This window comes from Bradyrhizobium sp. cf659 (genome assembly GCF_900113725.1).
Classification (GTDB): domain Bacteria; phylum Pseudomonadota; class Alphaproteobacteria; order Rhizobiales; family Xanthobacteraceae; genus Bradyrhizobium.
The window spans coordinates 216765-242521 of sequence record NZ_FOQJ01000013.1 but is presented as its reverse complement, the minus strand read 5'-3'; the positions used below and the strand labels follow the sequence as shown (position 1 = coordinate 242521).

Below are 25757 nucleotides of genomic sequence, written 5' to 3'. Positions count from 1 at the left end.
GTTTCGCCCGAGCTTTGCTTCGTCGCGTCACGCCCAATGAAAGAGGGCGCAGGGAAGGCCGGGAGCCGGTTGGCTCCCATTGGCCGCCATGCCAAACGCGGATTGCGCTACGATGCACAGCGGGAAACAGGGCAACCGGAGACATCCCGGCCTTCCCTGCGCGATGGTTGGAACGGCTTATGTCGTGCTCTCCCCGGGGAGCGATGCACTATTGCCCCCGTCGCCTTGCGGATGACTGATGCGCACGGTCCGGTTGGACGACACACATCACCGCAAGACTTGGCGCACAGACCCCGGGCGCCAGGACGACACGATTTGGCCGTACGCCGATCACACCGGTCGTGCGCGCGATGCTTTCGCTCACGGTTGCCCGCCCTGCGAAGCCTTTCGCGCCGATGTGACCTGCGTCCACCGCCGCCCGGCCCGCGTTCGTGACGATCGCGATACGCCCCTCTTCCTTGGGCCGGAGTGCGCGCACTATCCGCCAATTCCGAATTTCGGTAAAGCGGAATATTTTCGACAGCGGCGATTGACCGGGGTTTAGCGTGTTTTGCCCGTCGGGCAACGCAAGGGCTTGTAGATGCGTAGGGTGGATTAGCCGAAGGCGTAATCCACCTCTTCTGCTTCCGCGGAGAGAGACAGTGGTGGGTTACGCCTTCGGCTAACCCACCCTACGAGATCGAGCCGCTTCGCTGCGCTCGCAATGACGGAGCAGCCCTCAGTGCCTGACCACCAGCACCGAGCACTTCGCGTAGCGCACGACGTGACCGGCATTGGAGCCGAGGAAATAGGTGCGCATCGCCGGCCGGTGCGAGGTCATCACGATCAGATCGGCCTTCATGTGCACGGCTTCCTCCAGGATCTCGTGGTAGATGCCGCCCTGGCGGACCACGCTGGAGATGTGGGAAGCCTCGATGCCGGATTCGCGCGCGACGATGGCGAGCGCTTCCTCCGAGGTCTGGCGCTGCTGTTCGTCGAAATCGGCCGGCACGTATTCTGCCAGCATCACCGGCGTCATCGGCAGCACGTTGAGCAGGCGCACCGTGCCGCTCCAGGTCTGCGACAGCGTTGCCGCGGTTGCGATCGCCGGCTTTGCCAGATCGGTGTCGGCGAGGTCGATGGGCACGAGGATGGACTTGAACATCTGCGCCTCCAAATCTTCCAGTCAGCTCGGGATCAGGCTGCATCAACCGGTCGAGACGGCACCCGCCCGTCTCATCCCGATCGGAGCAGCTTGGGGCTGACGAACAGCACCAGCTTGCCGCGGCGGTAGGCCACGTCCTCCCAATCCTTGACGTCAAAGTCGAAGATCGCAAGCCCCGCGGTGGGCAGATTGTGGGCGAGCGCCTTGGCGCCGGCCGGATCGCCGCCGCCCATCAGCATCAAGGCGACCTCGTGCATGCCGGGATTGTGGCCGACCAGCAGCAGCCGTTTCGGGTTGCCCGGGTTGGTTGCAGTGCGAATGGATTCCAGGATCTGCGCGGGATCGGCGCCGTAGAGTTCCGGCAGGACCTCGACCTCGGGCGCGGCGACGCGGCCCTTCATCGTCTTCCAGGCGATGTCCCAGGTCTGCCGGGCCCGGACGGCATGCGACACCAGCACGGTGTCGGGGAAGGGGGGATGGGAGGCGATCCAGTCGCCGATCTCGGCGGCATCCTTGTGGCCGCGGTCGTCGAGCCGGCGATCCCGGTCACGGCCGCTCGGCGAGTCGGTCTCGGTCTTGGCGTGACGCAGCAGCATCAAACGGCGCATGGCACTCTCGAATCGTTACACGTCCAGAATAATCTACAGGCGCCGGTTGAGGACAAGGTGACAAGCGCCCGGTCGGTCCTTTAAAGCGTGATGAGATTTGGACAAACCCTCATCGCGCTTTAAATCTTTGTTTTGAGCATGATCTTTTCGGAAAACCGCTGCACACTTTTCCGGATCATGCTCTAAGAAAACGATATGAGCGAGACTTTCACAAGCGTGCCCCAGGAAGAAGCCGGCTTTCGCGAGCGTACGCGGCTGTCGTTCGAGCTCGACGCCGACATCTGCGTGATCGGGGCAGGGCTTGCCGGGCTCTCCATCGCGCTGGAGGCGGCCCGGCTCGGGGCCAGCGTCGCGGTGCTCGAGGGCCGCCATATCGGCTGGAACGCCTCCGGCAACCAGCTCGGCACCGTGATGCCGGGCTTTGCGCTGCCGCTCGCCGAGCTGATCGAGCGCATCGGCTTCGAGGACGCGCGCGAATTGTGGACGCTGTCGAAGGAGGGCGCCGAGTTGGTCCGCGCCAATGCCACCGAAGAGAACATGCCGGGGATCGCCCCGAGCGACGGCGTGCTCGAGGTCTCCAACGTCGATGCCGGCGACCGGTTGATCAGCCGGTTGCAGATGCTGCACGAGGATTTCGACACCGAGGTCGAGGGCTGGCAGGCCGATCGCGTCCGCGAGATGCTCAAGACCGATCGTTACTTCCACGGCGTCTACTATCCCAGGGCATTCCAGGTCGACGGCCGCAAATATGTGCACGGCCTTGCGGCGCTGGCGCGGCGGGCCGGCGCCCGTATCTTCGAGGATACGCCGGTGGTCAGCATCGACCATTCCGGCATCCGCAAGCGGATCGTCACGCCCTCGGCGCGGCTGCGCGCCACGCATATCGTGCTCGCAGGCAATATTCATCTCGGCGCGCCGTTGAGACGCCTGTCGGAGACGCTGCTGCCGGTCTGGCGCTATGCCGGCATCACCGCGCCGCTCGGCGAGCGCGTGCACGAGATCATCGCCTTCAAGGGATCGGTGATGGATTCCGACGGCGTCGATCATTTCCGTATCGTCGACGGCGACCGGCTGATGTGGGAGAGCCCGGAGACCACCTGGGCCGCGCGGCCGCAGCGCTTTGCAGGCAGCGTCAGGCGGCGGATCCGGTCGATCTTCCCCCAGTTCGGCGATGTCGAGATCACCGACATGTTCGGCGGCGCCACCGGCCAGACCGTGCACGGCATGCCGCAGATCGGCCAGTTGCGCAAAGGCCTGTGGGTGGCGAGCGGGTTCGGCCGCCAGGGCATGAACACCTCGGCGATGGCCGGGCAGATGATCGCGCGCAGCATCCTGTGGGGCGACGAGCGCTGGCGGCTGTTTTCGCCGTTCGAGCTGGTCTGGGCGGGCGGCGCGACCGGACGGGTCGCGGGTCAACTGGTCGGGATCTGGGGCAGGACGAGCTCCGCCGCCGCGGGCACGCTCGCACGCTACCGCGAGCGGGCGCGGGTCAAGGACAGGGAACGCGAGGCGCGGCTGGCCGAAGCCAACCGGGCCGCCGGCACCGGTCCGCGCCGACCGCCGCCCGGTGTGCGGCCGCGGCCGGCCCCGTCGCCGAAACCTGCGACTGAAGCCGTGGAACCGGCCGCGCACGACGGCAGCATCTCGCAATAAGTTGAGAAATACTCCGCCCGGAAGTGTAACGTCGGCCGTTAGAACCCGTATCTCAGGGCGTGGACGCTCCCGCACGGAGAATGAGATGTTTGACCGCCGCATCCTGCTAACGACTGTCGCCGGCCTGTTCGGCCTTTCGGCCTTCCGCTGGCTGAGAGGAACGCCCGCCGAGGCCGGCCAGAAGGTCGCGGAAAAGTTCGAGATCGAGAAGACGGAGGCCGAATGGCGTGCCCAGCTCACGCCGCAGCAATATGAGATCCTGCGCAATCACGGCACCGAGCGGCCGGGCTCAAGCCCGCTCTTGAAGGAACATCGCAAGGGCATCTTCGCCTGCGCCGGCTGCGACCTGCCGCTGTTTGCGTCCGACACCAAGTTCGAGAGCGGCACGGGTTGGCCGAGCTTCTACCAGCCGATCGAGGGCAATGTCGGCAAGACCGAGGACCGCACCTACGGCATGCTCCGCACCGAGGTGCATTGCCGGCGCTGCGGCGGCCATCTCGGCCACGTCTTCGACGACGGTCCGAAGCCGACCGGATTGCGCTACTGCATCGACGGTTTCGGGCTGGTTTTCCATCCGGCGGCAGCGTCGGCGACGTAGGTCTCGCTGGAGTCATTCCGGAGCGATGCGTGAGCATCGAATCCGGAATCCGGAGATTCCGGGTTCGGTCCTGCGGACCGCCCCGGAATGACCCGATGCCCCGGCAAATGTTGCCGGCCCGGCAATTGTGCCCCGGTCATCGGACCGGGGCCTATTCGTTTATGTCATTGATTTCTTAGAGATACCCGCATTGGCATAGCCCTTGCGACTGTCTCCCCCGACTGCGGCCCTGGTCGACCGGCCGCCGAGATCGGATTTGGAGACGAAGTTATGGGTATCTTCGATGCAATGAACACCTCGGTGGGTGGCCTGCAGGCGCAGTCCTACGCGCTTCAGAACATTTCCGGCAACATCGCGAACTCATCCACCACCGGTTACAAGGGCATCGGCACCAGCTTCGTCGATCTCATTCCCGACGCCTCGGTCCCGAGCAAGCAGGTCGCCGGCGGCGTGACGGCCAACGCGAAGGCCACCATCACCACGCAGGGCACGATCTCGTCCTCCACCGTCGCCACCAACATGGCGATCACCGGCGACGGCTTCTTCTCGATCCAGAAGGCGACCGGCGTCGTCGACAACGTTCCGGTGTTCAGCGGCGTCACCTACTACACCCGCCGCGGCGACTTCCAGCTCAATGCCAACGGCAATCTGGTCAACGGCGCCGGCTATTATCTGATGGGCACCACGGTCGACCCCAAGACCGGCAACCCGACCGGTAACGTGGCGACAGTCCTGAAATTCCAGAACAACTTCATCCCGGCCCAGGCGACCACCTCGATCCAGTACGCCGCGAACCTGCCGAGCGTGCCGAACACGGCGGCGAGCTCGACCGCGGCGAGCGGCACGCTGCTGGCGGCCGGCGGCCTGAATCCGTCCGATTTCGCCGCCAACCCGCTGATCATTGGCACGCCGCCGCCGCCCTATACGAATGCGACGGTCTCCGGCGCGGCGGCCACCGGCAATCTGCGCTCGGCCTATACGGCGACGACCGCGACCGGCACGGTGACGCTGCTGGACAGCGCCTCGGCGGCGGCAACTGGCGCCACGTCGCTCGATTCCGCCGTGTCCCCACATCTCAACACCAGCCTTCTCACCAACCTGGCCGGCAAGTCGCTGACGGTCAACGGCCAGACCATCAACTTCGACGCCACCGTTTCCGGCGCCTCGACGACCGGCAGCGTCACCACGATCGGCCTGCTCTCGCCGACCGGCGCAAAGATGTCGGACATCCTGAATGCGATCACCCTGGGCGCCGGTGGCGCCCCCGCCACCGCGACAATGACCGCGGGCGGTAACATCCAGATCACGACCAACACCACAGCCGACGTCACGATCGGCGGCACTGCGGCAAGCTTGCTCGGTATCAGCAGCGTGACGCGCGGCGGTAACGTGCTGTCCACCCCCGCGATTACAGCTGCGACACAGCTCGGCGGCAGCGCGACGCCCGGCGGGGCGGAGGTCCTCTCGACGCCCTTCGTGGTCGGCAACACGATCCAGGTGAATGGCACAGGAGCCGCCAATACGATCACCTTCGTGGCCTCCGGTGCTACCAGTGCGACCCCGAACCTGATCAACATCACTGACGACATCGCGACCTTGCTCCAGAAGATCGACAACCTCAGCGGTGCGAGCGGTTCTTCGATCAGCAACGGCGTGATCACCCTGAATACCGGTATCGCCAATCCCACTTTGACGGTGACCAGCAACAACTCCAGCGCCTTCGCTGCGCTCGGCTTCACGTCGTCCATCTCCAAGAACCGCGGCGGCGGCGGCACCGCCGGCACCGGCGGCGTGATCGGCAACGACATCGCCACCTTCACCAAGGAATCGATCAGTGGCGGTGCGGTCACCGCCTACAATGCCGCCGGCACGCCGGTGAACCTGCAGATGCGTTGGGCCAAGACCGACAGCGCCTCGCTGGGTACCGGCCATTCCGACACCTGGAACCTGTTCTACCAGACCGATCCGAATGCGACGGGCACGACGGTCGGCTGGGTCAATACCGGACAGGCCTTCACCTTCGCCGCCGACGGCTCGCTGACCTCGCCGAGCAGCTCGGGCATCACCATCAACAATGTCAGCGTCAGCGGTCAGTCGCTCGGCTCGGTCGCCTTCAACATCTCCCAGGGCGGCCTGACGCAATATGCCAGCACCAGCGGCGCGGTGACCATCAACACCATCACCCAGAACGGCTACGCCGCCGGTCAGCTCCGCTCGGTTGCCGTCAACAACAACGGCCTCGTGGTCGGCACTTTCTCCAACGGCCAGAACCTCGACCTCGCGCAGGTCTCGTTGTCGCACTTCAACGGCACCAACTACCTCAAGGCGCTCGATGGCGGCGCCTACGCCGCGACCGAGCAGTCGGGCCCTGCGATCGACGGCGCTTCGGGCACCATCAGCGGCTCGTCGCTGGAAGGCTCGAACACCGACATCGCCGACGAGTTCACCAAGCTGATCGTGACCCAGCAGGCCTATTCGGCCAACACCAAGGTGATCACGACGGCGAATTCGATGGTGCAGGACCTCCTGAACGTATTGCGCTGATCGGCGCGTGACGTAACCAAAGGCGGCCAGTGATATGGGTTTGAGTTCAGCCCTCGCCAGTGCGATGAGCGGTCTGCGTGCCAACCAGGCCGCGCTCTCGATCGTTTCCTCGAACGTCGCGAATTCGCAGACGCCGGGTTACATCGTCCAGACGCCGAACCAGATCGAGGTCACCACCGGCGATTTCGGCTCGACGGCGATGACGACCGGCGTCAGCCGGGAGCTCGACAGCTTTGTGCTGAACCAGCTGCGCACCGAGACCGGCGGCAGCGGCTACGCCGACCAGACGGCCAACATCCTGAAGCAGCTTCAGAATGTCTATGGCAATCCCGGCGGCAGCGGCACGCTCGAAACCGCGCTGAACAATTTCACCACGGCGTTGCAGGCGCTGTCGACCAGCGCGGGCTCGTCGTCGGCGCAGACGGTTGCCCTCGGCGCGGCGCAGGCTCTGGCGCAGCAGCTCAACGTCACCACCAAGGGCATTCAGTCGCTGCGCTCCAACGTCGAGCAGGATCTCGGCACCTCGGCGCAGCAGGCCAACGCGGCGATGAACCAGATCGCCGACATCAACACCAAGCTCCAGGGCCTGTCGGCCACCGATCCGTCCGCCGCGACGCTGATGGACCAGCGCGACCAGGCCATCAACACGCTGTCGAAATATGTCGACGTCCGCGTCACCACCGACGGTTCGAACCAGGCCAACATCTACACCACGACAGGCATCCAGCTCGTCGGCGCCGGGCTCGCCTCGCAATTCTCCTTTGTCTCTGCCGGCGCGCTGTCGGCGACCTCGCTCTACAACAGCGATCCGGCCAAGTCCGGCGTCGGCGCGTTCAACATCAAGCTCCCGAACGGCTCGCAGATCGACGTCGTCGCCAACAACGTGGTCTCGTCGGGCCAGATCGCGGCCGACCTCAAGCTGCGCGACCAGACGCTGGTGCAGGCGCAGACCCAGATCGACCAGCTCGCCGCGACGATGTCGAGCGCGCTGTCCGACAAGACCACGGCCGGCAGCACGGTCTCCGGCCCGCCGGCCGGGTTCGACCTGGACGTTGCCGGTGCGCAGCCGGGCAACACGGTCAACATCACCTACACGGACACGACCACCAACACCCAGCGCCAGGTCACGCTGGTCAACGTGACCGATCCGGCGGCGCTGCCGCTCCAGAATGCCACCAATGCCAATCCGATGCGGGTGGGCGTCAACTTCTCCGGCGGCGTGGCCGCGATTGCCTCCGCGCTCAACTCCGCGCTGTCAGGCTCGCACCTGACGTTCTCCGCGGCTCCTGCGCCGGCAACCGCCACGACGCTGCGGGTGACCGACGACAACACCGGCCTTGCCAAGGTCAATTCGGCCTCGACCACCAAGACGATCTCGTCGCTGACCTCGGGCAACCCGCAACTGGCGGTCTTCACCGACGGCGGGCAGGCGCTCTACACCGGCGCGATCACGGCGTCGGGCTCGCAGATGACCGGCCTTGCCGGGCGCATCGCGGTGAACACGCAGCTGGCCAGCGATCCCACGCGGCTGTCGGTCTACAACACCTCGCCGGTGACGCCCGCGGGCGACACCACGCGTTCGGACTATCTCTATTCGCAGCTCACCAACGCGGTGTTCTCCTATTCGCCGACGACCGGCCTTGGCTCGGCCAACCAGCCCTTCACCGGCAGCGTCTCGAACTACCTCCAGCAGTTCCTGAGCATCCAGGCCAACGCCGCGACCCAGGCTACCCAGCTCCAGCAGGGCCAGAGCGTCGTGGTCTCGACGCTCCAGGCAAAATTCAACTCGACCTCCAGCGTCAACCTGGACTCGGAGATGTCGAACCTGATCCAGCTTCAGAATGCCTATGCCGCCAACGCTCACGTGATGTCGGTGGTGCAGGGCATGATGAACACGTTGCTCCAGGCTCAAGTGTAACCAGTACAGGGCTCTGAAACATGTCGATCAGCAGCATCAACTACTCCTCGTCGGTTCTCGGCTCGCAGATCCGCAACATCAATCAGCAGCTGACCGACCTGTCGACGCAGCTCTCGACCGGCAAGCTGTCGCAGAACTATTCCGGCATGGGCACCAACGAGGGCTTTGCGATCGCCGGGCGCGCGCAGCTCTCCAACATCGCCGCCTATACCGACACGATCACCAACGTCAACGTCAACATCAACCTCGCCAATACCGCGCTCCAGGCACTGACGACGATCCGCAACACGGTGCAGACGGGCTCCGCCAACACCGCGCAGGATCTCAACGTCAACGGACAGACGGTCGCGCAGAACACCGCGGCCGCGCAATTCGGCTCGATGGTCGGCGTTCTCAACACGCAGTCGGGCAACCGCTATCTGTTCTCCGGAACCGCCTTCAACACGCAGTCGGTCGCGGATGCCGGCGACATCATCAACGGCACCACGACGCAGGCGGGCTTCAAGACCGTCATGGCGGAGCGCCAGGCCGCCGATCTCGGCGCGAGCGGCATGGGCCGGCTGGTGCAGACACAGCCGACGCCCAGCTCGGTGCAGGTGTCGGAGGACGTCGCGGGATCGCCGTTCGGGCTCAAGATCAAGGCGGTCTCCTCGACGTTGACGGGCGCGACCGTCACCGGCCCGAGTGGCTCGCCGGTGTCATTCTCGGTCGATCTCAACGGAACCAATCCCAGCAATGGCGACAAGCTGAGCGTCCAGTTCACGCTGCCGGACGGCACGACCGAGCAGATCGACCTGACGGCGTCGACGGCGACGCCGACGCCGCTCGGCAGCTTTGCGATCGATGCAAGCGTCCCGGTCAACCCGAACAATACCGCCGCGAATCTCAACACGGCGCTGAACACCGCGATCAAGAAGCTTGCCAACACCTCGCTGGTGGCGGCGTCGGCCGTGACCGCCGGCGACAATTTCTTCAACACGGCCAGCTCTGCGATCGGTACTCCCAAGAGCAACCAGGCGGCTCCGCCCGCACCGATCGGCGGTGCGACGGCGCTGTCCGGCGCGAGCCCCTCGGACTCGATCTCGCCGGGCTTCGTCGCCGGCGACACCATCACCGTCAACGGCACCACGCTCACTTTCGTCGCCTCGGGCGCGACCGGCAACCAGCTCAATGTCGGCGACAGCATTCAGACCCTGCTGAGCAAGATCGACGCGATCACGGGGACTTCGAAGCCGTCGACGATCCATGGCGGTTCGATCACGATCAACACCGACGATGCGGCGAGCCTGAACATCACGAGCTCGAATACGGGCGCGCTGGGTTCGCTCGGTTTCAGCGCGACGCCGGTCACCGCGACGCAGCCGCCGCTGCGCGTCGGCTCTTCGCCCGCGAGCTCGGCGACGACGCTGGTGAACGGCTCGGCCAACACCGTGAAATGGTATCAGGGCAATGACGGGCCCGGTTCGGCGCGCTCCACCGCGATGGCGCGGGTCGACGATTCCGTCACGGTGCAATATGGCGCGCAGGCCGACGAGGATGCGATCCGGCGGCAGTTGCAGGCGATCGCCGTGTTCGGGACGTTCTCGACCTCGCCGACCGGGCAGTATTCGGGCGGGCAGGTCTCGGCGCTGAGCCTGCGGGTGACGCAGGCGCTGACCCAGCAGCCGGGGCAGCAGCGTATCGAGGACATCCAGACCGACATCGCGATGGCCCAGAACACGATGAAGGACGCGAGCACGCGCCAGACCCAGGCCAAGGCGCAGCTCCAGACCATCATCGACCAGGCGGAATCGGCCTCGCCCGACCAGGTCGCGAGCGAGATCCTGTCGCTCCAGAATGCGCTCCAGGCGTCCTACCAAGTGACCTCGAACCTTGCGCAGCTTTCGCTCGTCAAGTTCCTGTAAGGATGCGTTAAGGCGCCGTTAACCATGCCTCTTTACCTCTTGGTGAGGATTGGAGCGGGGCGGAGCTGTCGATGTCGGACAAGATGCAACTGGTGGTGGCCACGCCTTGCTTCGGCGGGCAGGTGTCGAGCATCTATGCGAGCTCGATCTTCGCGCTCCAGCGCGCCGTGCACGGCATGTCCAATCTCGAGCTCAAGGTGCTGCTGCGCGACGGCGACGCCCTGATCACGCGCGCGCGGGCCAACCTGGCCGCGATGTTCCTGGATGATCCCAAGGCGACGCATTTCCTGTTCATCGATGCCGATATCGGCTTCAAGCCGGAGCAGGTGTTCCGGCTGATCGAATGCGGCGCCGACGTCGTCGCCGGCTGCTATCCGATCAAGCGGGTCAACTGGGACAAGGCGAAGCGCGCGATCGAGTCCGGCCGCGCCGATGTGCCCGCGGCTTCACTCGACTACGTGCTCGAGATCGAGGACCCCGACCGCATCGTGGTGGTCAACGGCTTTACCCGCGTGCGCTACGCCGGCACCGGCTTCCTGATGATCCGGCGCCACGTGCTGGAGGCGATGTGCCGCCATCCGGACTACGCCAGCCTGCAATTCTTCCGCGAGCATTCGCACGATACGCTGGCGGCGAGCCAGAACCGGTTCGCGCTGTTCGAATGCATGATCGATCCGGCGACCGGCACGTATCTCTCCGAGGACTTCGCTTTCTGCAAGCGCTGGACCGATATCGGCGGCGAGATCTGGGCCGACATCCAGAGCTCGCTCGACCATGTCGGGCCGTCGGTATTCCACGGCGATATCGCCTCGCAATTCGCGCCGGCGCCCGCGGCGGCGGCCGATGCGGCGTGAGCCTTTCGGGATGAGCGTCGGCGCATCCCGTCCGCCAGAGCTGGAGCGGGCGTCCGACGGCGGCTCGCGCTACCGCTTGCGCGATCTGTTCACGCCGCTCGACACGCTGCTGGTCTCCGGCGGAGATTCGCGCCTGACGCTCGATCCGAAAGACCGCGTCAACGCCTATGGCTGCGCGGCCTCGCCGGAGCCGGAGATCTGGAATTTCGCCTCCTCGACCGCGTCCGTGATCTCGCAGGCGGCCTATGACCGCGTCGCGCTGGCGCGCGAAGAGCTGATGCACAAGTGCCTGTTCGACGAGGTCGAGGTCGCCTTCGACGCACGTTGCGAGGACATGCGTGACGAGCTGCGCGGACATCTCCAGCTCTCGCCGCGCGTTGATGTCGTGTTCTCGCCGTCCGGCACCGACTCCCAACTTCACGCCTTGTTCCTGGCGCGCGCGGTGCTCGGCGCACCGCCGGTGACGATCGTGGTCGGCACGGATCAGACCGGAAGCGGGACGCCCCATACCGCACGCGGGCACCATTTCAGCACGATGACGGCGAGTGGCCTTGCGGTGCGCAAGGACGGTGCGGTGGCCGGGCTCGCCGGCGACAGCGTCGCGGTGCCGCTGCTCGACACGGCGCCCGGCATTGCGATGCGCCCGGATGCTGATGAAGCGGTACTGCGCGCGGTCGAGGCCAGCCTCGCGCAAGGTCGACGCGTTCTGTTGCAGATCATGGATTCTTCGAAACTCGGCTGGCGCGCGCCGAGCGTGGCCTGCCTCGACGAGATCGCGCGCCGCTGGCCCGGCAAGGTCCAAATCGTCGTCGATGCCTGCCAGGCGCGGCTCGGCCGCCGTAGGCTGCGCTCCTATCTCGACCGCGGCTACATGGTGCTGATGACGGGCTCGAAATTCTTCGGCGGCCCCGCCTTCAGCGGCGCGCTGCTGGTGCCGAAAGGCCTGTCGCGCTCGCTCGGCCGGATTGGCGAGATCGCGCCGGGCTTCTTCGATTATGCCGGCCGCAGCGACTGGCCGAAGCCCTGGACGGGGCTGCGCTCGCGCTTCGAGCGCCGGCCGAATTTCGGTCAATGGCTGCGCTGGGAAGCAGCGCTCAGCGAGATCGGCAGCTATTATGCCGTGTCCGGCGCGTTTCGCGCCAAGGCGCTGGCCGAGCTTGCGGCCGGCATCGACAGCATGATCGCGCTGTCTCCGTCGCTTCGGGCCGTTCCGGCCGCGATCGAAGCGTCCGGGACGGACGACGAGGAATTCGCGCACGCCACGATCTTTCCGTTCACGCTGCTGCGCGACGGCAAGCCGGTTTCCATCGCCGAGACCTGCGCCGTGCATCGCGCTCTGGCGCACGACATGAACGGCGACATCGACGGCAGTGCGGCGGACCGGCAGGTTGCCGCGCAACGCTGCCTCGTTGGCCAGCCAGTACGATTTGACCAGCCCGACGGCAAGCCGCAGGCCGCGCTGCGGCTGTGCGTCGGCGCGCGGCTCGTCACCGAAGCCTGGTCGGCGGACGCCGCACAAGCGCAACGCAATTTGCAGCATATCCTCGATCGCATCGCCCATGTGCTGGTGAAGATCGAGCTGCTGCTCGGCCGTGCCGCGGCGGCGCCGGGAAAGTCTGTGCTCGAGGTCTAAGATGCTGCATCCTGTTTCAGCGCCGAACGGCGCGACCACGCCGAACTATTCCGATCGCATCGGCTTTGCGCAACTGACGCGCCGGGCCTTCGAGGGCGGCAATCTGCATCCGCTACGCGAGAAGCTCCTGGCGCGGATCGAGGAGGGGACGGCTGAGGCCGGCGAAGGCCTGGATCTGTCGCTGATTGCCCAGCTTCTCGGCGAGAAGGAGGCCGGGCTCGTGATCCAGACCGAGGTGCTCGCCTTCCACCAATTGTTTCGCACGCCTTGCGCGGCTCCGACACCCGGCCTGCGCGTGCTGGCGCTGGCGGCCGATATTGATATGGGCGGCAATACTCCAATCGAATTCCTGCTCGAAGGCTCCGACATCGAATTGCTGACGCTCTATGTGGTCAAGGGCGTCGGTCTGCCGGCGACGCTGCCCGAGCACGACATCGCGATCGTGGTCGCGTCCGATTCGGAGGAATGCCGGCAGGCGCTTGCCGTCATCGAACAGGCCGCGCCGCACTGGCCGCGGCCGTTGCTCAATCGCCCCCATCTCATCGGCAACCTCGATCGCGACAAGCTCTACCGGCTGCTGGCGGGCATTCCCGGTCTCGACATTCCAGCGACCGTCCATGCGACGCGTGCACAATTGTCGGATCTTTCGGAAGGGAAGATCGCCTGCCAGGACGTCACGGGCGAACTGCGCTTTCCGATGATCGTGCGGCCGCGCGGCACGCATGCGGGTGTCGGGCTCGCCAAGATCGACGATGCGCCGGCACTCGCGGCCTACCTTGCCGAACGGAAAGAGCAGGACTTCTTCGTCGCGCGCTTCGTCAACTATGCGAGCCCCGACGGGCTTTACCGCAAATACCGTCTCGCCATGGTCGACGGCAAGCCTTACGCCTGCCACATGGCGATCGCCGACCGCTGGGACATCTGGTATCTCAACGCCTACATGGCGTTCAGCGAGGAGAAGCGCGCCGAGGAAGCCGTCTTCATGCTCGACTTCGATCACGCCTTCGCCGCGCGTCATCGTAACGCGCTCGACGAGATGAGCAAGCGCGTCGGCCTCGACTATTTCATCGTCGATTGCGCCGAGAACCAGGACGGCGAGCTGCTGGTCTTCGAGGCCGACAACACCGCCGTCGTGCACAACATGGATCCGCCGGCCGTGTTTCCATACAAGCCGCCGCAGATGCGCAAGATCTTTGCCGCGTTCACGTCGATGCTGTCGCGGCATGCAAAGGCCGGCGAGGAGAGTGCAGCATGAACGAGATCGTCCGCAAGACGCAAGCCGTCGCCACCGACACCTCGCTCGATCCGCAGGACTGGAACGCGTTTCGCGCGCTCGCCCATCGCATGCTCGACGAGACGATCGACGGCATCGCCAACATTCGTGCGCGTCCGGTGTGGCAGCCGATCCCCGATGACGTCCGCGCCGCATTCAAGGCCGACGTGCCGCGCGAGGCGAGCGATCTCGCCGATGTCTATCGCGAATTCGCCGAGCATGTCGCGCCCTATGCGACCGGCAACGTCCATCCCGGCTTCATGGGCTGGGTGCATGGCGGCGGCACTGCGGTCGGCATGCTCGCGGAAATGCTCGCCGCCGGCCTCAACGCCAATCTCGGCGGCCGCGACCACATGCCCATCGAGGTCGAGCGCCAGATCGTCGACTGGATGCGCCGCCTTTTCGCCTTCCCGGAGAGTGCGAGCGGCATCTTCGTCACGGGCACGTCGATGGCCAATCTGATGGCGGTGCTGGTGGCGCGTACCAGCGCGCTCGGCACGCTGGCGCGACAATACGGCATCGGCAACGACGGCGCGCTGCTCACCGCCTACACGTCACGTGCCGCGCATGGCTGCGTCTCGCGGGCAATGGACATTGCCGGGCTCGGCACCGATGCGCTGCGCAAGATCGACGTCGATGCCGATCATCGCATCGACGTCGCTGCGCTGCGCGCGCAGATCGCGGTCGACCGCGAGGTCGGCTTCAAGCCGTTCCTCGTCGTCGCCTCCGCAGGGACGGTCGATATCGGCGCGATCGACGATCTCAAGGCCGTGGCGGAGCTGTGCCGCGAGGAGGGAATCTGGTTTCACGTCGACGGCGCGTTCGGTGCGCTCGCGATCCTGGCGCCCGAGCTCGCGCCGCTGCTCGGCGGCATCGAGCTTGCGGATTCCATTGCGCTCGATTTCCACAAATGGGGACAGGTGCCCTACGACGCGGGCTTCCTGCTGGTGCGCGACGGCGAGCAGCACCGGCAGGCCTTTGCGCAGCCGGCGGCCTATCTGAGCCGCGAGGCGAGGGGGCTTGCTGCGGGCGCGGTCTGGCCCTGCGATCTCGGCCCCGATCTGTCGCGCGGCTTCCGCGCGCTGAAGACCTGGTTCACGCTGAAGACGTTCGGCACCGACCGGCTGGGCACCGTGATCGCGCGAAGCTGCGCGCTGGCGAAATATCTGGAAGCGCGCGTGCTGGCCGAGCCGCGGCTGGAATTGCTGGCGCCGGTGAACCTCAACATCGTCTGCTTCCGTTACCGCGCCAATGATGCGGTCAATCGCGAGATCGTCGCTGATGTCCAGGAGTCCGGCATTGCTGCGCCATCAGGCACCACGCTGGACGGCAAGTTCGCGATCCGCGCCGCCATCGTCAATCACCGCACCGGCGAGACGGACATCGATGCGCTGATTGCGGCCATACTTGAATTTGGCGCGCGGCGGGTTGGCGACGGAGTGGTCGAGATCGAGGCGCCGCCGCTCGCGGCGCAGTAGCATCGATGCATGGCTGAAACGACAACGGCCCCGGAGGCGATCCGGGGCCGTTGTCGTTGGTCGGCGTTGTCGTTCGCGCGAAAGCGCGTGGTCAGGCGGCGGTGCTGACGTCGTCCTTGTCCGCTTCCGCCTTGGGATGCGTGGCCTCGTACTGGCCCCGCAGCTTCTCCTCATAGGCGATCAGCTTGCGGGCATCCTTCAGCGCCCGGTAGAGGTCGCCGTTCAGGATGTTGTTGTTGATGGCTTCGATGATCGGCCAGGAGCTCGGCACCGCTGTGACGATGTCCCGCACGAGGTTGAAATAGGTGCCGTGCTGGGTCTGCGGATCCGGCGAGATATACATGAGCTGGACCGCCAGATAGACGAGCTTGGCGGGCGTGTTTGCGGTCTCCGGCGTGAGGATGTCGCGCTCGCGCAGGATCGGCACGTTCTCGCCGTCGATCAGGAGGCGTGCGCGCTGGTCCGTGTTGGTGATCACCGAGTTGCCGACGATGATGCGTTCGTGCGGTTTGAGCTCGACCTTGAGAGCCATGCCTGTTCTCCATCAACGCTTTCGTAACCGAGCGCTCGTTGCGGCTTATCAGGGCGTGATTCTCGCTCGGAATTAGTTAACGAGCTGTAAATCCCCCGCGTTCGCGCGAAAAAACTCAATCTTCCCAACGTCATATCCGTGCGGCGTCGCGGCGATGTGCGGGGCTTCCCCGACCGAATCACGTGCGCCCCGGCAAAAGCACGAGTTTCATTTCATGTTTCGTTAGAAGTCTCGACGCCAGGGTCCGCCGGTCGCTGGGTCAATCTCGATCCAAGCAGACGCGTAACAGTAGCGTCGTTTACCAGAAAGGTAACAGAGTCATGTCCGGTATCGTTCTCTCCGCATCGGTTCGCCAGAACCTGCTCTCCCTCCAGTCCACCGCTGACCTCCTCGCCACCACGCAGAACCGTCTGTCGACCGGCAAGAGCGTCAACTCGGCCCTGGACAATCCCACCAACTTCTTCACCGCCCAGTCGCTCGACAACCGCGCCAGCGACATCAACAATCTGCTCGATGGCATCGCCAACGGCGTGCAGGTGCTGCAGGCTGCCAACACCGGCATCACCTCGTTGCAGAAGCTGATCGACTGCGCGAAGTCGATCGCCAACCAGGCGCTGCAGACCACGGTCGGTTACTCCACGAAGTCGAACGTCTCCGCCACGATCTCCGGTGCGACGGCGGCCGACCTGCGCGGCACGACCTCCTACGCCAGCGCGACCGCGAGCAGCAACGTGGTGTTTAGCGGCGCGGCCGGCGGCACCACGGCGGCGAGCGGCGCCACGACGCTCGGCGCCAGCATCGGCTCCTTTGCAAGCACCGGCGCAACGGCCGGCGACGGCACCACCGCCCTGACCGGCACCATCACCCTGATCGCCACCAACGGCACGACCGCCAGCGGCCTGGCCGGCAACGCTCAGCCCGCCGACGGCGATACGCTGACCGTGAACGGCAAGACCATCACCTTCCGCTCGGGCTCCGCTCCGGCCTCGACGGCGGTTGCGTCCGGTTCGGGCGTCAGCGGCAATCTCGTCACCGATGGCAGCGGCAACACCACCGTCTATCTCGGCACTGCGGGCACCCCGGCTGCGAACGTCAACGATCTCTTGACTGCGATCGATCTCGCCAGCGGCGTGAAGACGGTATCCATCAGCGCGGGTGCTGCGACGATCGCCACGAGCGTCGGCCAGACCGCCTCGAGCGCTGCTGGCGGCGCCGTCACGCTGAAGAGCTCGACAGGTGCGGATCTGAGCGTCACCGGCAAGGCCGACCTGCTCAAGGCTCTCGCCCTGACGACGGCCGTGGGCGGCGGCAACGCCACCGTGAACGTCAACCGGACCACGAGCGCGGGCTCGCTGGGTGCGACCATCGCGGACGGCTCGACGCTGAACGTCGACGGTCACGTCATCACCTTCAAGAATGCGCCGATCCCGGGCTCGACCGGTGCTCCGAGCGTTCCGAGCGGGTATGGTGCGAGCGGTAACGTCCTCACCGACGGCAACGGCAACTCGACGGTCTATCTGCAGGCCGGCACGGTTGCCGACGTGCTGAAGGCGATCGACCTTGCCACCGGCGTGCAGACCGCGACGGTCAACGCCAACGGCACCGCGACGCTTGTGACCGCCACAGGCCAGACCAACTCGTCGATCAACGCCTCGGGCCAACTCAAGCTCTCGACCGGCGTCAATGCCGACCTGTCGATCACCGGCACCGGCAATGCGCTGAATGCGCTGGGCTTCGCCGGCAACACCGGGACCTCGACTGCCTTCACCGCGGCCCGCACCTCCGGCGTTGGCGGCCTCACCGGCAAGACCTTGACCTTCTCCGCCTTCAATGGCGGCACGGCGGTCAACGTCACCTTCGGCGACGGCACCAACGGCACGGTCAAGACGCTCGATCAGCTCAACACGAAGCTTCAGGCCAACAACCTGACCGCGACGATCGACGCCAACGGCCTGTTGACGGTTTCGACCACCAACGACTACGCGTCCTCGACGATCGGTTCGAGGGCGGCGGGTGGTGCGATCGGCGGCACGCTGACGTCGTCGCTGACGTTCTCGACGGCTTCCAGCCCCGTCCAGGATACGGTTGCTCAGACTTCGCGTGCGAACCTGGTGTCTCAGTACAACAACATCCTGAACCAGATCGACTCGACGTCGCAGGACTCCTCGTTCAACGGCGTCAACCTCTTGAACGGCGACCAGCTCAAGCTGGTGTTCGACGAGACCGGCAAGTCGAACCTCAGCATCACCGGCGTGACCTACAACTCCAAGGGTCTGGGCCTCGCCGCGCTGACCGGTGGCGTTGACTTCATCGACAACGCCGCCACCAACAAGGTGCTGACCAACCTGAACTCCGCATCGAGCACGCTGCGCTCGGAAGCTTCGAGCCTCGGTTCGAACCTGACGATCGTGCAGGTGCGTCAGGACTTCAACAAGAACCTGATCAACGTGCTGCAGACCGGCTCGTCCAACCTGACGCTGGCCGACACCAACGTCGAGGCGGCCAACAGCCAGGCGCTGTCGACCCGCCAGTCGATCGCGGTCTCCGCGCTGTCGCTGGCCAACCAGTCGCAGCAGAGCGTGCTCCAGCTGCTCCGCTAACAAGCGGACGACATCGCAAGACGGCTACGGCGGCGGGGCTTCGGCCCCGCCGCTTTTTTTCGTTCGTCACTCGAGGTTTCGAGAGGGCAGGCGACACTCTGAAAAGTAACCAGCGGTTATGGTTAATGGAGCGTAAGCGCTGAGAATTGCCAATGATTTCAGAGCGATTGCCTGACCCCGCAAGCGCTTCCAGTCCTTCATGGTGAACCGGCGCTTATGCAGGCGAGGTTCGTTTCACCCTTTGTTAGCCATGTCGCGGCACGCTGGCCCCGTCACTCGATCCGAAGCGATCGAACGAAGACGCGTAAGCCAGAAGGGTAAGAGTCATGTCAGGTATCGTCCTCTCCGCATCGGTTCGTCAGAACCTGCTCTCTCTCCAGTCCACCGCCGATCTCCTCGCCACCACACAGAATCGTCTGTCGACCGGCAAGAGCGTCAACTCGGCCCTGGACAATCCCACCAACTTCTTCACCGCACAGTCGCTCGACAACCGCGCCAGCGACATCAACAACCTGCTCGATAGCATTGCCAACGGCGTGCAGGTGCTGCAGGCCGCCAACACCGGCCTGACCTCGCTGCAGAAGCTGATCGACAGCGCCAAGTCGATCGCCAACCAGGCGCTGCAGACCACCGTCGGTTACTCCACCAAGTCCAACGTCTCCACCACGATCGCCGGTGCGACAGCCGCCGACTTGCGCGGCACGACGTCCTTTGCCAGCGCCACCGCGTCCAGCAACGTGCTCTATACGGGCGCGGCCGGCGGCACCACGGCGGCGACCGGCACCACCACGCTCGGCGCTACCATCGGCTCCTTTGCAAGCACTGGCGCAACGGCCGGTGACGGCACCACGGCCCTGACCGGCACCATCACCCTGATCGCCACCAACGGCACGACTGCGACCGGCCTGCTCGGCAACGCCCAGCCGGCCGACGGCGATACGCTGACCGTGAACGGCAAGACCATTACCTTCCGCTCGGGCTCCGCTCCGGCGTCGACTGCGGTTCCGTCCGGCTCGGGCGTCAGCGGCAACCTCGTCACCGACGGCAACGGCAACACGACCGTCTATCTCGGCACCGCGGGTACCCCGGCGGCGACCGTCAACGATCTCTTGTCCGCGATCGATCTGGCCAGCGGCGTGAAGACGGTATCCATCAGTTCCGGCGCTGCGACGATCGCCGTGAGCGCCAGCCAGCCAGGTGCTGCGGTCTCGACCGCTGCTGGCGGCGCCGTCACGCTGAAGAGCTCGACGGGTGCGGATCTGAGCGTCACCGGCAAGGCCGACCTGCTCAAGGCGCTCGGGCTGACGACGTCTACGGGTGCCGGCAATGCCACCATCGACGTCAACCGGACCACGAGCGCGAGCTCGCTGGGGGCGACGATTGCGGACGGTTCGACGCTGAACGTCGACGGCCACGTCATCACCTTCAAGAATGCGCCGATCCCGGGTTCGACCGGTGCTCCGAGCGTTCCGAGCGGTTACGGTGCGAGCGGTAACGTCCTCACCGACGGCAACGGCAACTCGACCGTCTATCTGCAGGCCGGCACGGTTGCCGACGTGCTGAAGGCGATCGACCTTGCCACCGGCGTGCAGACCGCGACGGTCAACGCCAATGGCACCGCGACGCTTGCGACCGCCACAGGCCAGTCGAACTCGACGATCAATACGTCCGGTCAGCTCAAGCTCTCGACCGGCATCAACGCCGATCTGTCGATCACCGGCACCGGCAACGCGCTGAACGTGTTCGGCTTGGCCGGCAATACCGGCAGCGCAACCGCGTTCACCGCGGCACGCACCTCGGGCATCGGCGGCATCGCCGGCAAGACCTTGACCTTCTCCTCCTTCAACGGCGGCACGGCGGTCAACGTCACCTTCGGCGACGGCACCAACGGCACGATCAAGACGCTCGATCAGCTCAACACGAAGCTTCAGGCCAACAACCTGTCCGCAACGATCGATGCCAACGGCTTGCTGACGATCACCGCGTCCAACGACTATGCGTCATCGACGCTGGGTTCGACGACGGCGGGCGGTGCGATCGGCGGTACGCTCACTTCGGCGCTGACCTTCTCGACGGCTTCCAACCCCGTCCAGGATGCGGTGGCCCAGACGGCGCGTGCCAATCTGGTGTCCCAGTACAACAACATCCTGAACCAGATCGACACGACCTCGCAGGACTCTTCGTTCAACGGTGTCAACCTCTTGAACGGCGACCAGCTCAAGCTGGTGTTCGACGAGACCGGCAAGTCGAGCCTGAACATCACCGGCGTGACCTACAATTCCAAGGGTCTGGGCCTTGCCGCGCTGACCGTCGGCGTCGACTTTATCGACAACGCCGCCGCCAACAAGGTGCTGACCAACCTGAACGCGGCGTCGAGCACGCTGCGCTCGGAGGCCTCGAGCCTCGGCTCGAACCTCTCGGTGGTGCAGATCCGTCAGGACTTCAACAAGAACCTGATCAACGTGCTGCAGACCGGCTCGTCCAACCTGACGCTGGCCGACACCAACGTCGAGGCGGCGAACAGCCAGGCGCTCTCGACCCGCCAGTCGATCGCGGTCTCCGCACTGTCGCTGGCCAACCAGTCGCAGCAGAGCGTGCTCCAGCTGCTCCGATAACAAGTAGCTGAAATAACTGAATAAAACCGAGCGGCGGGGCCATTTTCCCCGCCGCTCTTTTTTGCGTCCGGAGGCGGGCAGGGGCGTTCATTCGCCATTAACCCTATCGCTTAAACCGGCGTTAACCATACTTTAAAGGACACCTCCTAAAACTGGACAAAAGCCCGCTTTCGAGACCGCGCGGCCGATTCGTATCCGGTTCAAGAGGAAGACTCGCCAATGTCCAACATCGTTCTCTCGGCGTCAGTTCGCCAGAACCTGTTGTCGCTGCAGTCGACGGCCGACTTGCTGGCCACGACGCAGGAGCGGCTGTCAACCGGCAAGAAGGTCAACACGGCGCTCGACAATCCCACCAACTTCTTCACCGCGCAGGGGTTGGACAACCGGGCGAGCGACATCAGCAACCTGCTCGACGGCATCAACAACGGTGTGCAGGTGCTCCAGGCCGCCAACACCGGCATCACCTCGCTGCAGAAGCTGATCGACAGCGCGAAGTCGATCGCCAACCAGGCGCTGCAGACCACGGTCGGTTACTCCACCAAGTCGAACGTCTCCACCACGATTCCCGGTGCGACGCCCGCGGACCTGCGCGGCACGACCTCCTACGCAAGCGCGACCGCCAACAGCAACGTGCTCTATACCGGCGCAGCCGGTGGCGTGACCCCGGTCACCGGGACCGCCGCACTCGGCGCCTCGCTGGGCTCGAACGCCGGCACCTTGGCCGGTACCGCGGTGACCGCCCTCGACGGCACCACTGCACTGTCCGGCACCGCCACGCTGCTCGGCACCACCGCATCCACCACCTTCGGCACGCCGCCCGCGGATGGCGACACCATCACGGTGAACGGCAAGACGATCACCTTCCGCACCGGCATCGCTCCGACCACGCAACCGACCGGCTGGGGCCTCAACGCCAGCGGACACATCGCCACCGACGGCAACGGCAATTCGATCGTCTATGAGGGAACGGCGACTGCGCCCGGGGCGACAGTCAACGACGTCCTCAGCGCGATCGATCTCGCCAGCGGCGTCAAGACCGCGACAATCAGTGCAGGCGCGGCGACCATCGCGACGAGCGGTGCGACCGTCGGTACGGTCCAGACGCCATCCTCCATCACGGCGGGCGCAATCACGCTGAAGAGCTCGACCGGCGCCGATCTGAGCGTGACGGGCAAGGCCGACTTCCTCAAGGCTCTCGGCCTGACCTCGTCAACCGGCGCAGGCCTCGCCACCGTCAACGCGAACCGGTCGACGACCGCAGGCTCGCTCGGCACGCTGGTGCAGGACGGCTCGACGCTGAACATCGATGGCCACACCATCACGTTCAAGAACGCCCAGACGCCGCAATCGGCGGCGAGCGTGACGTCGGGCGGCGTCAGCGGCAACGTCGTCACCGACGGCAACGGTAACTCGACTGTCTATATCCAGAGCGCGACGCTCACCGACCTGCTCAACTCGATCGACCTGGCAACCGGCGTGAAGACGGCCAGCATCTTCAACGGTGCTGCGACCCTCTCGACCACGTCGGGTCAGATCCCGTCGTCGGTCAACAGCAGCGGCCAGCTTGCACTCTCCACCGGCGTCAACGCCGATCTCTCGATCACCGGCACCGGCAACGCGCTCGGCGCGTTCGGACTCAGCGGCAACACGGGAACAGCGACCGCCTTCACCGCGGCGCGCACCTCCGGTGTCGGCGGGGTCAGCGGCAAGACGCTGACCTTCACTTCCTTCAACGGCGGAACGCCGGTGAACGTCACCTTCGGTGACGGCACCAACGGCACCGTCAAGACGCTGGACCAGCTCAACGCACAGCTTCAGGCGAACCACCTGACGGCGACGATCGACGCCAATGGCGTGCTGACGGTGACCACCGTCAATGAATACGCGTCCTCGACGCTCGGTTCGACGACCGCGGGCGGCACGGTCGGCGGCACGATCACCGGTGTTCTGGCCTTCACCACCGCGCAGCCGCCGGTGCAGGATCCCGTCGCGCAGACGGCGCGCTCGAACCTGGTCAACCAGTTCAACAACATTCTGGCGCAGATCGACACGACGTCGCAGGATTCCTCCTTCAACGGCGTCAACCTGCTCAACGGCGACACGCTGAAGCTCGTCTTCAACGAGACCGGCAGCTCCACGCTCGGCATCAACGGCGTGGTGTTCAATGCGGCCGGCCTCGGCCTCAGCAATCTCGTCAACGGCGTCGACTTCATCGACAACGGCGCCACCAACAAGGTGCTGACCAGCCTGAACGCGGCCTCGAGCACGCTGCGCTCGGAAGGTTCGGCGCTCGGTTCGAACCTCTCGATCGTGCAGGTGCGCCAGGACTTCTCCAAGAACCTGATCAACGTGCTGCAGACCGGCTCGTCGAACCTCACGCTGGCCGACACCAACGAGGAAGCGGCCAACAGCCAGGCGCTGTCGACCCGCCAGTCGATCGCGGTGTCCGCGCTGTCGCTGGCCAACCAGTCGCAGCAGAGCGTGCTCCAGCTGCTCCGCTAGTTTCGCAGCGCAAGATCGCTACTTGAAATATCGCGGCGGGGCTAACGCTCCGCCGTTCTTTTTACGGAGATCGCTAAGGCAGGATTAGCTGAGATTGATGCCCATCACGCGAAGCAAGTTTACAGCGTGTGTGCGTGCATCTAGCGTTGCACTGACGAAGAACTCCGCGACCCGTAATTATCCGGAGTGCTTCCAAGCGCACACGTAAGCAAATCTTAAGCGGTGCTGCCTAGGGTTGGGAAAGAAATCCTTAAGCGCGTTCAACGGGCTAGGTAACCTCCAGGGTGTGATTGATGTCGAATTCCGCTGCCTCGGCTTACGCGCGTGTTGCGACGACCACTGCTTCTCCTCGCGACATCGAGGCGCAGACCTTGCTCAAGGCCGCCAACAAGCTCCAGGATGCGGTGAACAACGCTGATCCGCTCAGCGAGCAGACCATGCAGGCGCTGATGTTCAACCGCAAGCTCTGGACGATCTTCCTGAGCGAGGCGATGCGCGACAACAATCCGCAGCCGATCGACGTCCGCCAGAAGATCGCCAACATCAGTGTGTTCGTGCTGAGCCAGACCGCGGCGCTGCAGATGAGCCCGCAGTTCGATCACTTCCGCCCGCTGATCGAGATCAATCGCAATATCGCTGCCGGTCTGTCCGGACGGCCGTGATGGAGGCGCGTCGTGGCCGACATCGTGAGCATTGTGTCGACCGCGCATAAGTCGAACGTTCTTCCAGCACGTCGGAGGACGGGCTCGTTCCGCTTCGGGAATACCAAGTTCACGCTGACTGACGCGCGCAAGGCCCAGATCAAGAACGTCGTCACCGATCCTGCGACCGGCGCGACCTATCTCGATACAGCGGTTGCCACGCTCGACGCCTGATCGTCAGGCGCTGACATCCGTATTGAGCGGACGCGAGGGTTTGGACTTCAGATCCTCTGCATGGAAATAAGCTCGCCGGCGCAGCATCGCTTCGTCGGGGAACTGATTGACCACGGCGTCGGTCCTGTCGTTGACGACCTGGAACACGAAGGATGCGGCAGCCTGGTCGAACACGACCTGCCGCGAGATGTTCTCGTTGTTCGGCAAATCATTGCGCACGGGCGCGCTCGTATCGCCCGCGGCGACCGTCTGGCTCACCGGCAAATCGGTCTGCACGGCCTCGTTCGCCGCCGCATTCGACGTCGTTATGATCTGCGCGGGGGCCGGTATCCCCACCGGCCTGATGCTGAAATCTGTACTCATGGCAGCCTCCTGGTTGCCTCGTCCGAGTCAAATCCCAACCCCTCTCAATGCGCAACCATGGAACACCAGGATTGAAGACCCGGTAAGGAAACGTGCCTAATCGCGCGACGATATCGCCGCGCGTTTTTTCGTAAAATTGTCGCTTGTTTTCTGCGCGCGCTCAGAGCGAGCGGCTGACCGTGAGCGGGGTGATGTGGCGCGGGCCCGGAGTGGCGCGGCGTCCCGCGGCCGTATAGGTGTTCGGCACGTTGCGCTTCTGGATCTCGGCGTTGACGCCGCGCACCACGCTCTCGGAGACCGCGTGCGCGGTCGCCAGCACGGTGAGATTGACCTGGAGCATCGCGCGGAACGCATCGTGATGCCGATGCAGCGTCGAGAGCAGCTCGGGCGCCGATTTCGCGAGCTGGGCCTGGTTGGCCTTCAACTGGCTGACGGCGCCGACATAGTTGCGCGACAGCTCCTGCTTCCTGCTCTCGAGGGTCATCGCCTCGCGGACGTTGCCGGCGCGCACGAGCTCGGTCTCGCGCTCGATCAGGCCGAGCAGGGCGTTCATCGCATCCATCAGGTCTTCAGCGAGCTTGCGCGCCTCGGCGCTGCCGGGCGCCGTGTTCGGGCGCTGCGCTTGCATCGGCCGACGTGAGGCGGTGAACTGGTTCATCTCGT

General features: G+C 65.2%; 19 protein-coding genes. 14 read left to right on the top strand and 5 right to left on the bottom strand.

Going from position 1 to position 25757, the window contains the following annotated elements:
* Nucleotides 1–718: 718 nt before the first annotated feature.
* A complete protein-coding gene (locus BM118_RS35390; RefSeq protein ID WP_011088599.1) occupies nt 719–1144 on the bottom strand; it encodes a universal stress protein in 426 nt (141 codons plus the stop codon).
* A gap of 71 nt (nt 1145–1215) precedes the next feature.
* Nucleotides 1216–1752, bottom strand: a complete 537-nt coding sequence (locus tag BM118_RS35385; protein WP_092191974.1) for a SixA phosphatase family protein — start codon at nt 1750–1752, stop codon at nt 1216–1218.
* 195 nt (nt 1753–1947) lie between these two features.
* Between BM118_RS35385 and BM118_RS35380 the strand changes: the two genes are divergently transcribed.
* The 9 genes from BM118_RS35380 (at nt 1948) to BM118_RS35340 (ending at nt 15607) form a co-directional block, all read left to right on the top strand.
* A complete protein-coding gene (locus BM118_RS35380; protein WP_092191972.1) occupies nt 1948–3405 on the top strand; it encodes an NAD(P)/FAD-dependent oxidoreductase in 1458 nt (485 codons plus the stop codon).
* Nucleotides 3406–3490: 85 nt separating this feature from the next.
* Nucleotides 3491–4003 carry a peptide-methionine (R)-S-oxide reductase MsrB gene (gene msrB / locus BM118_RS35375; protein WP_092191970.1) on the top strand — a complete coding sequence of 171 codons (513 nt, stop codon included), beginning with the start codon at nt 3491–3493 and terminating at the stop codon, nt 4001–4003.
* Nucleotides 4004–4273: 270 nt separating this feature from the next.
* Nucleotides 4274–6547 (top strand): flagellar hook-basal body complex protein, encoded by a 2274-nt coding sequence (locus BM118_RS35370; protein ID WP_092191968.1) that lies wholly within the window; start codon nt 4274–4276, stop codon nt 6545–6547.
* 34 nt (nt 6548–6581) lie between these two features.
* The gene (flgK, locus tag BM118_RS35365; RefSeq protein ID WP_092191966.1) at nt 6582–8465 is read left to right on the top strand and encodes a flagellar hook-associated protein FlgK; all 1884 of its coding nucleotides are present in this window, start codon (nt 6582–6584) and stop codon (nt 8463–8465) included.
* 20 nt (nt 8466–8485) lie between these two features.
* Complete coding sequence (locus BM118_RS35360; RefSeq protein ID WP_092191964.1) at nt 8486–10369, top strand: flagellar protein; 1884 nt, start codon at nt 8486–8488, stop codon at nt 10367–10369.
* A 71-nt stretch (nt 10370–10440) separates the two neighbouring features.
* On the top strand, nt 10441–11223 hold the full coding sequence (locus BM118_RS35355; protein ID WP_092191962.1) for a hypothetical protein: 783 nt from the start codon (nt 10441–10443) through the stop codon (nt 11221–11223).
* Nucleotides 11213–12856 (top strand): hypothetical protein, encoded by a 1644-nt coding sequence (locus tag BM118_RS35350; protein ID WP_177234976.1) that lies wholly within the window; start codon nt 11213–11215, stop codon nt 12854–12856. Before BM118_RS35355 ends, BM118_RS35350 begins: the two co-directional genes overlap by 11 nt.
* A 1-nt stretch (nt 12857) precedes the next feature.
* Entirely contained in the window at nt 12858–14111 is a 1254-nt protein-coding gene (locus tag BM118_RS35345; protein WP_177234975.1) for an ATP-grasp domain-containing protein, read from the top strand.
* Nucleotides 14108–15607, top strand: a complete 1500-nt coding sequence (locus tag BM118_RS35340) for a pyridoxal phosphate-dependent decarboxylase family protein (protein WP_092191956.1) — start codon at nt 14108–14110, stop codon at nt 15605–15607. Before BM118_RS35345 ends, BM118_RS35340 begins: the two co-directional genes overlap by 4 nt.
* A gap of 91 nt (nt 15608–15698) precedes the next feature.
* Here BM118_RS35340 and flbT read toward each other — a convergent pair whose 3' ends face one another.
* On the bottom strand, nt 15699–16139 hold the full coding sequence (flbT, locus tag BM118_RS35335) for a flagellar biosynthesis repressor FlbT (protein ID WP_011088588.1): 441 nt from the start codon (nt 16137–16139) through the stop codon (nt 15699–15701).
* 320 nt (nt 16140–16459) lie between these two features.
* On the opposite strand from flbT, the gene BM118_RS35330 reads away from it, so the two are divergent.
* The 5 genes from BM118_RS35330 (at nt 16460) to BM118_RS35310 (ending at nt 24731) form a co-directional block, all read left to right on the top strand.
* Nucleotides 16460–18739, top strand: coding sequence for a DUF1522 domain-containing protein (locus tag BM118_RS35330; RefSeq protein ID WP_092191954.1), 2280 nt, complete (start codon nt 16460–16462; stop codon nt 18737–18739).
* A gap of 326 nt (nt 18740–19065) precedes the next feature.
* Nucleotides 19066–21354 (top strand): DUF1522 domain-containing protein, encoded by a 2289-nt coding sequence (locus tag BM118_RS35325; RefSeq protein ID WP_092191952.1) that lies wholly within the window; start codon nt 19066–19068, stop codon nt 21352–21354.
* Between the two features lie 219 nt (nt 21355–21573).
* Nucleotides 21574–23856 carry a DUF1522 domain-containing protein gene (locus BM118_RS35320; protein ID WP_092191950.1) on the top strand — a complete coding sequence of 761 codons (2283 nt, stop codon included), beginning with the start codon at nt 21574–21576 and terminating at the stop codon, nt 23854–23856.
* A 293-nt stretch (nt 23857–24149) separates the two neighbouring features.
* A complete protein-coding gene (gene flaF / locus BM118_RS35315; protein ID WP_008554779.1) occupies nt 24150–24518 on the top strand; it encodes a flagellar biosynthesis regulator FlaF in 369 nt (122 codons plus the stop codon).
* Between the two features lie 12 nt (nt 24519–24530).
* Nucleotides 24531–24731 (top strand): hypothetical protein, encoded by a 201-nt coding sequence (locus BM118_RS35310; RefSeq protein WP_092191948.1) that lies wholly within the window; start codon nt 24531–24533, stop codon nt 24729–24731.
* A 3-nt stretch (nt 24732–24734) separates the two neighbouring features.
* On the opposite strand, the gene BM118_RS35305 is transcribed toward BM118_RS35310, so the two are convergent.
* Together BM118_RS35305 and BM118_RS35300 are read right to left on the bottom strand one after the other, a co-directional pair.
* Entirely contained in the window at nt 24735–25094 is a 360-nt protein-coding gene (locus tag BM118_RS35305; RefSeq protein ID WP_092191946.1) for a hypothetical protein, read from the bottom strand.
* Nucleotides 25095–25254: 160 nt separating this feature from the next.
* Nucleotides 25255–25752: a hypothetical protein gene (locus BM118_RS35300; protein WP_092191944.1), complete on the bottom strand. Its 498-nt coding sequence runs from the start codon at nt 25750–25752 to the stop codon at nt 25255–25257.
* Nucleotides 25753–25757: the final 5 nt, after the last annotated feature.

Bases quoted from the DNA above. Each gene is read 5' to 3' on its own strand.
- BM118_RS35390 (WP_011088599.1), bottom strand. From the start codon at position 1,144: ATGTTCAAGTCCATCCTCGTGCCCATCGACCTCGCCGACACCGATCTG.
- BM118_RS35385 (WP_092191974.1), bottom strand. From the start codon at position 1,752: ATGCGCCGTTTGATGCTGCTGCGTCACGCCAAGACCGAGACCGACTCG.
- BM118_RS35380 (WP_092191972.1), top strand. From the start codon at position 1,948: ATGAGCGAGACTTTCACAAGCGTGCCCCAGGAAGAAGCCGGCTTTCGC.
- msrB (WP_092191970.1), top strand. From the start codon at position 3,491: ATGTTTGACCGCCGCATCCTGCTAACGACTGTCGCCGGCCTGTTCGGC.
- BM118_RS35370 (WP_092191968.1), top strand. From the start codon at position 4,274: ATGGGTATCTTCGATGCAATGAACACCTCGGTGGGTGGCCTGCAGGCG.
- flgK (WP_092191966.1), top strand. From the start codon at position 6,582: ATGGGTTTGAGTTCAGCCCTCGCCAGTGCGATGAGCGGTCTGCGTGCC.
- BM118_RS35360 (WP_092191964.1), top strand. From the start codon at position 8,486: ATGTCGATCAGCAGCATCAACTACTCCTCGTCGGTTCTCGGCTCGCAG.
- BM118_RS35355 (WP_092191962.1), top strand. From the start codon at position 10,441: ATGTCGGACAAGATGCAACTGGTGGTGGCCACGCCTTGCTTCGGCGGG.
- BM118_RS35350 (WP_177234976.1), top strand. From the start codon at position 11,213: ATGCGGCGTGAGCCTTTCGGGATGAGCGTCGGCGCATCCCGTCCGCCA.
- BM118_RS35345 (WP_177234975.1), top strand. From the start codon at position 12,858: ATGCTGCATCCTGTTTCAGCGCCGAACGGCGCGACCACGCCGAACTAT.
- BM118_RS35340 (WP_092191956.1), top strand. From the start codon at position 14,108: ATGAACGAGATCGTCCGCAAGACGCAAGCCGTCGCCACCGACACCTCG.
- flbT (WP_011088588.1), bottom strand. From the start codon at position 16,139: ATGGCTCTCAAGGTCGAGCTCAAACCGCACGAACGCATCATCGTCGGC.
- BM118_RS35330 (WP_092191954.1), top strand. From the start codon at position 16,460: ATGTCCGGTATCGTTCTCTCCGCATCGGTTCGCCAGAACCTGCTCTCC.
- BM118_RS35325 (WP_092191952.1), top strand. From the start codon at position 19,066: ATGTCAGGTATCGTCCTCTCCGCATCGGTTCGTCAGAACCTGCTCTCT.
- BM118_RS35320 (WP_092191950.1), top strand. From the start codon at position 21,574: ATGTCCAACATCGTTCTCTCGGCGTCAGTTCGCCAGAACCTGTTGTCG.
- flaF (WP_008554779.1), top strand. From the start codon at position 24,150: ATGTCGAATTCCGCTGCCTCGGCTTACGCGCGTGTTGCGACGACCACT.
- BM118_RS35305 (WP_092191946.1), bottom strand. From the start codon at position 25,094: ATGAGTACAGATTTCAGCATCAGGCCGGTGGGGATACCGGCCCCCGCG.
- BM118_RS35300 (WP_092191944.1), bottom strand. From the start codon at position 25,752: ATGAACCAGTTCACCGCCTCACGTCGGCCGATGCAAGCGCAGCGCCCG.